This window comes from Monashia sp. HAY1-2A, assembly GCF_056755315.1.
On sequence record NZ_JBNDHY010000042.1, the window covers coordinates 20,417 to 31,454 of the forward strand.

General features: G+C 71.9%; 10 protein-coding genes and 1 pseudogene. 7 read left to right on the top strand and 4 right to left on the bottom strand.

The annotated features are described in order from the left end of the window. The first annotated feature begins 72 nt into the window (after positions 1–72). The 6 genes from ACPYOM_RS08595 (at position 73) to ACPYOM_RS08620 (ending at position 7,535) form a co-directional block, all read left to right on the top strand. Positions 73–486 carry a hypothetical protein gene (locus ACPYOM_RS08595; RefSeq protein ID WP_481345628.1) on the top strand — a complete coding sequence of 138 codons (414 nt, stop codon included), beginning with the start codon at positions 73–75 and terminating at the stop codon, positions 484–486. Between the two features lie 307 nt (positions 487–793). After that, positions 794–3,409, top strand: coding sequence for an ATP-dependent Clp protease ATP-binding subunit (locus ACPYOM_RS08600; RefSeq protein WP_481340396.1), 2,616 nt, complete (start codon positions 794–796; stop codon positions 3,407–3,409). A 248-nt stretch (positions 3,410–3,657) separates the two neighbouring features. Beyond that, entirely contained in the window at positions 3,658–4,416 is a 759-nt protein-coding gene (locus tag ACPYOM_RS08605) for an ABC transporter ATP-binding protein (RefSeq protein ID WP_481345629.1), read from the top strand. Then, positions 4,413–5,747, top strand: a complete 1,335-nt coding sequence (locus ACPYOM_RS08610) for an FtsX-like permease family protein (RefSeq protein WP_481345630.1) — start codon at positions 4,413–4,415, stop codon at positions 5,745–5,747. The genes ACPYOM_RS08605 and ACPYOM_RS08610 overlap by 4 nt, the downstream gene beginning before the upstream one ends. A 22-nt stretch (positions 5,748–5,769) precedes the next feature. Continuing rightward, complete coding sequence (locus ACPYOM_RS08615; RefSeq protein WP_481345631.1) at positions 5,770–6,996, top strand: LCP family protein; 1,227 nt, start codon at positions 5,770–5,772, stop codon at positions 6,994–6,996. After that, the gene (locus tag ACPYOM_RS08620; protein ID WP_481340388.1) at positions 6,993–7,535 is read left to right on the top strand and encodes an amino-acid N-acetyltransferase; all 543 of its coding nucleotides are present in this window, start codon (positions 6,993–6,995) and stop codon (positions 7,533–7,535) included. Before ACPYOM_RS08615 ends, ACPYOM_RS08620 begins: the two co-directional genes overlap by 4 nt. Positions 7,536–7,553: 18 nt before the next feature. On the opposite strand, the gene ACPYOM_RS08625 is transcribed toward ACPYOM_RS08620, so the two are convergent. The 3 genes from ACPYOM_RS08625 to ACPYOM_RS08635 are packed head-to-tail and all read right to left on the bottom strand — an operon-like array spanning position 7,554 to position 10,178. Beyond that, positions 7,554–8,513 (bottom strand): ABC transporter ATP-binding protein, encoded by a 960-nt coding sequence (locus ACPYOM_RS08625; protein ID WP_481345632.1) that lies wholly within the window; start codon positions 8,511–8,513, stop codon positions 7,554–7,556. Next, positions 8,510–9,391 (bottom strand): ABC transporter permease, encoded by an 882-nt coding sequence (locus ACPYOM_RS08630; RefSeq protein WP_481345633.1) that lies wholly within the window; start codon positions 9,389–9,391, stop codon positions 8,510–8,512. Before ACPYOM_RS08630 ends, ACPYOM_RS08625 begins: the two co-directional genes overlap by 4 nt. Beyond that, positions 9,384–10,178, bottom strand: a complete 795-nt coding sequence (locus ACPYOM_RS08635) for an ABC transporter permease (RefSeq protein ID WP_481340382.1) — start codon at positions 10,176–10,178, stop codon at positions 9,384–9,386. The genes ACPYOM_RS08630 and ACPYOM_RS08635 overlap by 8 nt, the downstream gene beginning before the upstream one ends. A gap of 125 nt (positions 10,179–10,303) precedes the next feature. On the opposite strand from ACPYOM_RS08635, the gene ACPYOM_RS08640 reads away from it, so the two are divergent. Next, positions 10,304–10,693, top strand: coding sequence for a pyridoxamine 5'-phosphate oxidase family protein (locus tag ACPYOM_RS08640; protein ID WP_481340380.1), 390 nt, complete (start codon positions 10,304–10,306; stop codon positions 10,691–10,693). An 88-nt stretch (positions 10,694–10,781) separates the two neighbouring features. Here the strand turns inward: ACPYOM_RS08640 and ACPYOM_RS08645 are convergent. Next, positions 10,782–11,038 (bottom strand): annotated as a pseudogene (locus ACPYOM_RS08645) (A/G-specific adenine glycosylase); the annotation flags it as partial.

The following is an 11,038-nucleotide window of genomic DNA, read 5'->3' on the forward strand; positions in this document are numbered from 1 at the left end:
CGGACCGTACTCGCGCCTCGCCCGGCAGGCGGCCTCGCTCGTCCGAGCAGGCGTGGACTCACCGATGGAGACGTGGGTCAGGCTGCTCATCGTCCTGGCGGGATTGCCGGAACCCGCGGTCGACGTCCGGGCCGTGCTCCCGACGGCACGCTCGTCCGCCGGTACGACCTCGCCTACCTGCCCTACCGGCTCGTCTTCGAGTACGACGGACGGCAGCACGCCGACTCCGAGGTGCAGTGGCTCGGTGACCTTGCTCGGGACGAAGCGCTGGACGACGAGAGGATCCGTCGGCTCGTCATCGTGTCGAAGGACATCTACTCCACCCCGGCGCGCACACTCGGCCGCGTCACCAAGGCGATGCGCTCCGTGGGGATGCCGGTGCCGCGGCTGCGCGAGGACTGGCGTCGCCACTTCCCGAGCCGGCCCGGCGACGTGACATCAGCCGGAGGACTCGAGACCGAGAACTTCGCCACGGCGCAGCTCTGAGGCCACCGGGACGCCAAGACGGCGGGGAACCGCGCCATGGCGCGGTCGCGTTGGCCGGCCTCGGGTGGCCTCGGTTTGCGGAGGGTGCGCGGGCCCGGGTCGTCGGAGTGTGCGTGGACAGCGGGGTGCGGATGCGGCGCGGGTATGGGACTGGTGTGTTCCGCCCATGGCGAACAGGCTCGGAACCTGAGCCCCACCGACTCAGGATGGGGAACAGGACCCGAGGTCGCCGCGTTGGTCGGGTTGTGCTCGCTGACAGCGGGCACGGATAGCATCGAGATGTCTCTCGATCAGTCAGGAGAAGAACATGTTCGAACGGTTCACCGACAGGGCCCGGAGGGTGGTTGTCCTCGCGCAGGAGGAAGCGCGTCTGCTCAACCACAACTACATCGGGACCGAGCACATCCTCCTGGGTCTGATCCACGAAGGCGAAGGCGTCGCCGCGAAGGCCCTCGAATCGCTCGACATCTCGCTCGAAGCGGTCCGGGCCCAGGTCCAGGAGATCATCGGCCAGGGGCAGCAGGCCCCGACCGGCCACATCCCCTTCACGCCCCGCGCGAAGAAGGTTCTCGAGTACTCGCTCCGCGAGGCACTCCAGCTCGGCCACAGCTACATCGGCACCGAGCACATCCTCCTCGGCCTCATCCGTGAGGGCGAGGGCGTCGCAGCCCAGGTCCTCGTCAAGCTCGGAGCCGAGCTGAACAAGGTGCGCCAGCAGGTCATCCAGCTGCTGTCGGGCTACCAGGGCGGTCAGAGCGGCGAGAAGACCGGTGCCGGCGTCGGCCAGGCCCAGGGCGAGGGCACCCCGGCGGGGTCGCTCGTGCTGGACCAGTTCGGCCGCAACCTCACCCAGGCCGCCCGCGAGGGCAAGCTCGACCCGGTCATCGGGCGCGAGAAGGAGATCGAGCGGGTCATGCAGGTGCTGTCCCGCCGCACGAAGAACAACCCGGTCCTCATCGGTGAGCCCGGCGTCGGCAAGACCGCCGTCGTCGAGGGCCTGGCCCAGGACATCGTCAAGGGCGAGGTCCCGGAGACCCTCAAGGACAAGCAGCTCTACACCCTCGACCTCGGCTCGCTCGTCGCGGGCAGCCGCTACCGCGGTGACTTCGAGGAGCGGCTGAAGAAGGTCCTCAAGGAGATCCGCACCCGCGGCGACATCATCATCTTCATCGACGAGATCCACACCCTCGTCGGTGCCGGTGCGGCCGAGGGTGCCATCGACGCCGCGAGCATCCTCAAGCCGATGCTGGCGCGCGGTGAGCTGCAGACGATCGGCGCGACGACGCTCGACGAGTACCGCAAGCACATCGAGAAGGACTCGGCGCTCGAGCGGCGCTTCCAGCCGATCCAGGTCCAGGAGCCGACGCTGCCGCACGCCATCGAGATCCTCAAGGGCCTGCGCGACCGCTACGAGGCCCACCACCGGGTCACCATCACCGACGGCGCGCTCGTCGCGGCGGCGAACATGGCCGACCGCTACATCAACGACCGGTTCCTGCCCGACAAGGCCATCGACCTCATCGACGAGGCGGGCGCGCGCCTGCGCATCCGCCGGATGACGGCCCCGCCGGACCTGCGCGACTTCGACGAGAAGATCGCCGCGCTCGTCCGCGAGAAGGAGTCGGCCATCGACGGCCAGGACTTCGAGCGTGCGGCGCGCGTCCGCGACGACGAGAAGCGCCTGCGCCAGGAGAAGGCCGCCCGTGAGGCGCAGTGGAAGTCCGGTGACATGGACGTCGTCGCCGAGGTCGACGAGGAGCTCATCGCCGAGGTCCTTGCCGCCAGCACCGGCATCCCGGTGTTCAAGCTGACCGAGGAGGAGTCGAGCCGGCTGCTCCACATGGAGGACGAGCTGCACAAGCGCATCGTCGGCATGGACGACGCCGTCAAGGCGCTGTCGCAGGCGATCCGGCGCACGCGTGCGGGCCTGAAGGACCCGCGTCGTCCGGGTGGCTCGTTCATCTTCGCCGGCCCCACCGGCGTCGGTAAGACCGAGCTGGCCAAGACGCTCGCCGAGTTCCTCTTCGGCAGCGAGGACGCGCTCATCAGCCTCGACATGTCGGAGTTCTCCGAGAAGCACACGGTCTCGCGCCTGTTCGGTTCGCCCCCCGGCTACGTCGGCTACGAGGAGGGCGGCCAGCTCACCGAGAAGGTGCGCCGCAAGCCGTTCTCGGTCGTGCTCTTCGACGAGGTAGAGAAGGCCCACCCGGAGATCTTCAACTCGCTGCTGCAGGTGCTCGAGGACGGCCGCCTGACCGACTCCCAGGGTCGGATGGTCGACTTCAAGAACACCGTCATCATCATGACGACGAACCTCGGCACGCGCGACATCTCCAAGGCCTCGATGGGCTTCAGCGCCGGACCCGACAGCCGCTCGGACTACGAGCGGATGAAGGCGAAGGTCACCGACGAGCTCAAGCAGCACTTCCGCCCCGAGTTCCTCAACCGCGTCGACGACACGATCGTGTTCCCGCACCTCAGCAGGGACGAGATCACCCAGATCGTCGACCTCGAGATCGCCAAGCTCGACAAGCGGCTCAAGGACAAGGACATGGGCATCGAGCTCACGCCCGCGGCCAAGAACCTGCTCGCCAAGAAGGGCTACGACCCCGTGCTCGGTGCGCGCCCGCTGCGCCGCACCATCCAGCGCGAGATCGAGGACGCGCTGTCGGAGAAGATCCTCTACGCCGAGTTCACGTCCGGCCAGTACGTCAAGGTCGACACCGAGGGCGAGGGCAAGGAGGAGACGTTCACGTTCTCGGACATGGCCCACCCGGGCAAGACGCACCGCCCCGCGGACGACCTGCCCGAGCTGCCCGAGGGCGCCGCGCTCGACGAGGCGCTCGGCGTCAACGTCACGGCCGGGCCGCCCGTGCCCGACGACACGGTCTACCCCGACCGCGGGGTGTCCGGCGAGCGCTGAGGCACGGTCTGGAGCCGGCGCTCCGCTGGGACTCACGAGGCCCCATCGGCCGAAGGGGCCGGGGACACGTTCCCCGGCCCCTTCGCCGTCCTCCCCCATGGCCGTTCCGCTCCATTTCGCCCGCCGCGGCCTCGACCGGGGTCTGACACCGGTGCACCGCGGGGTCAGACCGGGGTCGTAGCCGCGCCGCACGCATGGGGACCGGCGGCCGACGACGTGGCAGGTCGTCCGAGGCGAGGGTGGACGCCATGAGCAACCACGACCCGAACGCGCCCGAGGGCCTCGTCGCCCGCGACCTCGTCATGACCTACGGCCACACCCCCGGCCAGACGCCGCCCGCGCTGGGGGGCGTCGACCTCACCGTCCACCGCGGCCAGAGCATCGCCGTCATGGGCCCGTCCGGCTCGGGCAAGACGACGCTGCTGCACGTCCTCGCCGGCATCCTGCGACCCACCGGCGGCCAAGTGCTGTGGCGCGGACGCGACATCGCACGCCTGTCCGACCGGGAACGGACCACGCTGCGCCGCAAGGACTTCGGCTTCGTCTTCCAGCAGGTCATGCTCCTGCCCGAGCTGCCCGCGGTGGAGAACGTCGCCCTCCCGCTCATGCTCGACGGCCTGTCGCGGCGGGCCGCCACCCGGCAGGCCCTGCCCCTGTTCGCACCTCTCGGCCTCGCCGGTCTGGAGAAGCGGCGCCCGGGCGAGCTCTCCGGCGGACAGGCCCAGCGGGTCGCCATCGCGCGCGCCATGGTGGCGCGGCCCGGCGTCGTCTTCGCCGACGAGCCCACCGGTGCGCTCGACCAGCACACGAGCGCCGAGGTCATGCGGCACCTGACCGACCTCGCCGCACACACCGGGGCATCGCTCGTCGTCGTGACCCACGACGAGAACGTCGCTGCGTGGTGCCAGTCCGTCGTGCGGGTGCGGGACGGACGCGTCGTGGAGCGGACGACCGCCCGTTCGACGTCGGGTCACACCTCCGGTGCCGTGCTCGGAGTCGGGCGGTGAGGGCCGCGCTGTCACTCTGGTGGCGACTGCGTCGAGCCGCCGCCGAGTCGGACCGGGTGCCGAGCGTCCTTGCCGTCGTCTCGTTCGCCGTCGCCACCGCGGCCCTGCTCGTCAGTGTCGCCGGCCTGTCGGCGTTCGAGGCGCGCAACACGACCCCGCCGCACGCCAGCGTCGCCGGCCTCTCCATCGACGCCGCGACGCTCGGCGAGCTGTACGTCACGCTGGCGTGGATCGCCACGACCTGCCTGGTCATCCCGATCCTGACCCTCGGCGGGGTGGCGGCGAGACTGGCCATCGCCCGGCGCGACCAGCGTCTGGCCGTGCTGCGCCTCGCGGGTGGGACGACCGGACAGGTGACCCTGATGACGCTGGCCGAGGCCGCCGCGCAGGCGCTCGTCGGTGCCCTGGCCGGCGTCGTCCTCTACGTGGCCGTGCTACCGCTCGTGGCCCGGCTCACGTTCCAGGGGCGCACCTTCGAGCTCGGCGAGCTCTTGCTACCGCTGTGGAAGACCGGCCTGGTCGTCGCGGCAGTCGTCGTCGTGGCCCTGCTGTCCGGGGCCTCGAGCCTGTCCCGGGTGGTCGTGAGCCCGCTCGGCGTCGCCGCCCGCACGAGTCCGAGGCGACTGAGCCTGCTCCGGCTCCTCGTGGCGGCGGCCGCCGGTGCCGCCTGGCTGCTCGTCATCACCCCCATGAAGGAGCCGGACCGCGTCGTCATCGTCCTCGTGCTCGGCGCGATGATCCTGGCCGTCAACGCCGTCGGGCCCTGGGTCGTCATGGTCGCCGGCCGCGTCGCGGCACGGGTCGCGCCCACGGCGACGACGCTGCTCGCAGCCCGGCGCATCGTCGATGACCCGAAGAGCACGTGGCGAGCCGTGGGTGCCCTCGGGCTCGCCGTCATCGTCACGGGGTTCACGAGCCTCACCTCGGTCGACGACTCCGCCAGGGGGCTCGAGCGCTACCTCGCGGCAGATCTCAGCACGGGATCGTTCGTGACCCTGGCGATCATCACCGTCGTCGGAGCGACGTCGACGGGCGTGGTGCAGGCCGCGCGCGTCCTGGACCAACGCGACCAGTACCGCGCGCTCGCCCTGGCCGGGACCGGCCAGAGGTCCCTGCACCGGGCGCGTGCCCTCGAGGTCGCGCTCCCGCTCGCGGTGACCATCGGCGTGTCGGCTGGGTTCGTCCTCGTGCTCATGCTGCCCTTCGGCAGCCAGCTCGACTCGGCCCTGGTCGTCCGCTTCGTCCTGACGTCGGTGCTCGCGGGAGCGGTCGTGCTGGCATCGGTCCTCGCCTCGCGGTCCCTGGTACGGACGGCCTCCCGCGTCGCGTGAACCGGTCGTCTACGGTGGGGCGGTGACTTTCGTGCACCGCCCCACCGCGCGCCGTCGCACCGGGCTGCGGGGCACCGTCGTGGCTGCCGTCGTCGGCGCCGTCACGCCGGCCCTGCTCGCCGCGTGCACCGCCGCACCGGCCCCGTCCAACGGCTCCTCGGCAGCCAGCACGGCCAGAGGGTCGGGCTCGTCGGGTCCGGCGAGCCCGTCGTCCGCAGCGTCGGGCGGCGTGACCGGTGCACCCGCCCCGCTGGCCGCGCTCGTGAAGCGCCTCTACGCCGGTGGCGACCTCGGACCGGCCGTCAGCCCCACGGCGAAGTCCGCTCTGGCACAACGCAGGCCGGCGCCGGTGCCGCCGGGCGCCAAGGCGTCGGTGGGCTCCTGGATGGGCACGCCGGTAGCCGTCGTCACCGCGGGTGCGGACGTCACGCTCGCCGTCGGACCCACGTGGAGGGTCGTCGGCGGCTGGTGGCCGGGTCTCGGCATCGACCGGCCGAGCCTCGGGCCCAAGGGCCCTCGCTGGGTGCTCGCCATCGGGTCCGACGCGCGCAAGGGCCAGCCCCTGGAGCGCACGCGTGCCGACGTGCTCCAGGTCATCGGCGAGGACGGCTCCGGCGGCGGGGGCGTCATGGGTATGGCGCGCGACCTCTGGGTGCCGCTGTCGACCGGCGGCAAGGGGAAGATCAACTCCGCCATGGTGTTCGGCGGTCCGTCGGCGCAGGTGGCCACGGTGCGACGGGTCACCGGGCTGCCGGTCCGGGGCTACGTCGTCATCGGGTTCGCCGGGTTCAAGAAGGTCGTCGACGAGCAGGGTGGCATCCCGATCGTCGTGCCGAAGACCGTCGTCGCCTCGCACGCCAGGAACCTCGTCATCAAGGCCGGTGCCCAGACCTTGAGCGGCGCCGAGGCCCTCGCCTACGCCCGGGAGCGAAAGACGCTCCCGGACGGGGACTTCGGCCGCTCGCGGCACCAGGGCGAGGTCATCCTCGCGGCAGCGGTCAAGGCCAAGCTCGCCGGTCCCATCGCCATCCCACAGGCCCTGACGAGCTTCAGCAGGGTGGGCAGGAGCAACCTCGACGCCGAGGAGATCCTGACGTTCACGGCCGGCCTGCACACGCTCAACCCGCTGAAGGTGGGCCGCGGCGTCGCCAAGGGCGCGTTCGGCTGGGCGGGTGGCCAGTCCATCGTGGTGCTCGGCGCCGAGGCGCGACGCCTCTTCGCGCAGTTCCGCGACGGGAACCTCTCGTGAGCGCCGACGCCGGCGTGGGCGTCGGCGCGGACGTCGGTGCGGGCCTGCCGGTGATCCGCCGCGCCCGGACCGCGGACGTCCGCGGCATCCGGGCGCTCGTCGCGCCCCTCGCCGAGCGGCGCGTCCTCGTCAGCAAGGAGGCGGTGACCTACTACGAGTCGGTGCAGGAGTTCCGTGTCGCCGAGGTCGACGGGCGCGTCGTGGGGTGCGGGGCCCTGCACGTCATGTGGGAGGACCTCGCCGAGGTGCGTACGCTCGCCGTCGCCGACGACCAGCTCGGCACGGGCCTCGGCGGACGCATCCTCCGCGAGCTGGTCGAGGACGCCCGCGAGCTCGGGGTGCGACGCCTGTTCTGCCTGACGTTCGAGACGCGGTTCTTCGAGCGGCACGGGTTCGTGCCGATCGAGGGCCAGGCGGTGTCGCACGCCGTCTACGCGGAGCTGCTGCGCTCCTACGACGAGGGCGTCGCGGAGTTCCTCGACCTCGAACGCGTCAAGCCGAACACCCTGGGCAACACCCGGATGCTGCTGACCCTCTGAGGCCGTGGCGAGCCGCGGTCAGCGGTCGGCGCCCGCGACCCCCCGCTCACGGCGGCCCGACGCCGCATAGATCCGGCGCACGACGTCCTCGATGTCGGGATCCTCGATGGTCAGGTCGCGAACGTCGTGGCGCGCCGACACGTGGGCGAGCACGGCCGCCGCCGTCGTCCTGGCCGGGTCGAACGACAGGCGCTGCCGCAGGCCCTCGGACTCGCTCGCCACGAGCGTCGCTCCGGGGACGGTCTGCAGGTCGGGCGTCGGCTGGGCCAGGTCCAGCACGAGCAGCCGCTGGGCGCCGACCGTCGCGGCGAGGCCCGGCAGCGTGCCGTCGAAGGCCAGGCGGCCGTGGTCGACGACGAGCACACGGTCGCAGAGGCGCTCGATGTCACCCATGTCGTGGGTCGTGAGCAGCAGCGTCGTGCCGCGCTCCCGCCGCTCGCCGACGAGGAACTCGCGCAGCCGCTGCTTGGACAGCACGTCGAGCCCGATCGTCGGCTCGTCGAGCACGAGCAGGTCGGGCGAGTGCAGGAGGGCGGCGGCGATCTCCGCCCGCATCCGCTGCCCCAGCGAGAGCGATCGCACCGGCGTGCCGAGCTCCGCTCCCATCTCCAGCTGCTCGACGAGCACGTCGGTCCGGGCGCGGGCGCGGGAGTCCTCGAGCCGGTGGATGGCGGCGAGGATCGTGAAGGACTCGCGCAGCGGCAGGTCCCACCACAGCTGGGAGCGCTGGCCGAAGACGACGCCGACGCGTCGCGCGACCTCCACCCGCTGACGCATCGGGTCGAAGCCGCACGTGCGGACGTGACCCGAGGTGGGCTTGAGGATGCCGGTCAGCATCTTGATCGTCGTCGACTTGCCCGCGCCGTTGGCGCCGATGTAGCCCACCGACTCGCCGGGCTCGACCGTGAACGACAGGTGGTCGACCGCGCGGGTGCGTCTGAAGTCGCGCACGAGGTCACGGGTCTCGATGATGCTCATCCGCCTGCTCCTTGGTAGTGACGAGTGCCGAGCCGCCAGCAGAGGGCCGCGACGGCCCACGCGAAGAGTGCCGCCAGCGGCGTGCACCAGGCGAGCCACGTCGGGGCGAGGTGGTCGCCCCGCAGGTCGAGGATGGCGACCGCCGGCACGTAGGCGACGAACGCCGTCGGGACGACGAACATCCAGAAGATCCGCAGCAGGTCCGGGAACACCTGCTGGCTCTGCTGCGCGGCGTAGGAGCCGCCGTAGGTGAACGCGTTGGTGAACTCGGACCCGTCGACGAGGAAGAACTGCAGACCGCCGGCCGTCGTGAAGAGAGCCGCGAAGATCGCCGTGCCGCTGACGACGGTGAGGACGAGGAGCGCGACGGTCGCCCAGGACCACGAGATCGAGGCAGTGCTCAGGGCGACGGCGAGGGCCACGACCGCCACCGACATCCGCCCGACCCGGCGCAGGGACAGGTCGCTCGTCACCAGCTGGGCGAGCAGCGGCAGGGGGCGCACGTAGAAGGCGTCGACCTGTCCGGCCCGGATGTAGGTCGGCAGCTGGTCCAGGTGGCCCACGAGCATGTCCGCGACCGCGAACGCGAGGTTGGACAACGCGAAGACGAGCAGCGCGGCGGTGAAGTCGAGACCGCCGAGCACGTCGACGTTGTGGAAGATGACCCACACCTCGGCGAACTCGGCCAGCCCGGCTCCCAGCGTCCCGAGCACGTCGGTGGCGAACGAGGTCCGGTACTGCATCTGTGCGCGGGCCCGCGAGGCGAGCAGGACGCGGTAGGGGCGCAGCCGGTTCCCGACCGCGCTCGCGGCCGGGTGCGACGCCGCGCGACCCCTCGAGGGCCGGCCCGTCTTCGGGGCGCTCGTCGGCTCAGCCACCCTGCACCTCCAGCCGACGGCGACCGGCCCGCATGACGACCTGGCCCAGCGCGACGAGCGCGACCGCCCAGAACACCTGGCCGGCCAGGGTGGGCAGGACCTGCGACCCCGTCACGCGACCGGCGAGGATGTCGATGGGGTTCTGCAGCATGGACGGGAACGGCGACCACTGGGCGATGGTCCGCAGCCAGCCGGGAAACCACGGCACCGGCACGTAGAGACCGCACAGGAGGCCGCCGGTGATCATGTAGAGCAGACGCACTCCGCGCACCTCGACGAGCCAGAAGGCGAGGAGGTTGACGACGAAGCTTCCCGCGAAGGCCACGACTACGGCGAGGACGACCGACCCGAGCCCGGCCAGCCAGGTCACCGCGCCGTCCGGCCAGGCCAAGTCGAACAGCAGGGCGCCGATGAGCAGCGCCGGGGCACCACGGGCCAGCAGGTTGATGCCGGCCCGGCCGAGATCGGCTGCGAGGTAGGCGAGCTGGGGGTCGATGGGGCGCAGGAAGTCGACCGCGATGTCGCCCGTGCGCACCCGTTGGCCGACCTCCTGGAAGCCCCAGAGGTTGACCGTGCCGAGCAGTGCCTGCCCCCACCACACGAACGCGACGGCCGTCGGCGCGTCGTAGCCACCGATCGCCGAGCCGGCCGAGGCGATGGCCGCGAGCACGATCGAGGCTCGGATCAGCCCGAAGACCGAGTTGGTCGTCATGCCTGCCAGCAGCGCGAGACGGTACGTCGAATGACGCCGGAAACCGGCGCGGACGAGCAGCCAGAACGTCCTCATGACGCGTCGAGACCCCCTTCGAACCAGCTCACCCGGCCCGTGGCGCAAGGGGCGACGCTACAAGTCCCGGGCCGCGCGGGCAACCTGCGGCGTGCGACCGGACTCCGCTCCTCTAGCGTGGGCCCGTGCCACGCTCCCCCCGCGACCTGACGCCGGCTGCCGTCGAGTTCCTCACCGTGCGGCACCTCGCGACCCTCACCACCACGCGTCGCGACGGCTCGCCACACGTGACGCCGGTCGGGTTCACCTGGGACACCGAGGCTCTCGTGGCGCGGGTCATCACGAGCCGCACGAGCCAGAAGGCCGTCAACGCGGCCCGCGGCGGGCGCGTCGCGCTCTGCCAGGTGGAGGGGCGCCACTGGCTGACGCTCGAGGGCACGGCGCGCGTCGTCGACGAGCCGCCCGCGGTCGCCGACGCCGTGCGTCGGTACGCGGCCCGCTACCGGCAGCCGCGTCCGAACCCGCAGCGGGTGGTCGTGGAGATCCACGTGGACCGCGTCCTCGGCAACGTCTGACCCGCCGCGCCTCGGTGGCGACGACGGTCAGCCACCGGCAGGGCGTGCCTGCACCGCCGAGGCGCGGGCTCGGCCCGTCGGGTCCCGGTCAGGCGGGGAGGCGGTAGCAGTGCTCGGCGAGCGGCTCGACGAGTCCGTCGGCGACGAGGGAGTCGAGACACCGCATGACCTGGGCGAGGTCCGGGCCGCTGCCGGTGAGGTCGTCGAGCGCGACGGCGACGTGCCGTTCGCGCAGCCGCCGCAGCAGCTCGCCGCGGACCTGTCGGTCGGTGCCGTGCCAGGCCTGTCCGCGCCGCGGCGGCCCGTCGTGGGCCGGCCGACCGGCGAGGTTCCAGGCGCAGAGGT

Bases quoted from the DNA above. Each gene is read 5' to 3' on its own strand.
- ACPYOM_RS08600 (WP_481340396.1), top strand. From the start codon at position 794: ATGTTCGAACGGTTCACCGACAGGGCCCGGAGGGTGGTTGTCCTCGCG.
- ACPYOM_RS08605 (WP_481345629.1), top strand. From the start codon at position 3,658: ATGAGCAACCACGACCCGAACGCGCCCGAGGGCCTCGTCGCCCGCGAC.
- ACPYOM_RS08625 (WP_481345632.1), bottom strand. From the start codon at position 8,513: ATGAGCATCATCGAGACCCGTGACCTCGTGCGCGACTTCAGACGCACC.
- ACPYOM_RS08635 (WP_481340382.1), bottom strand. From the start codon at position 10,178: ATGAGGACGTTCTGGCTGCTCGTCCGCGCCGGTTTCCGGCGTCATTCG.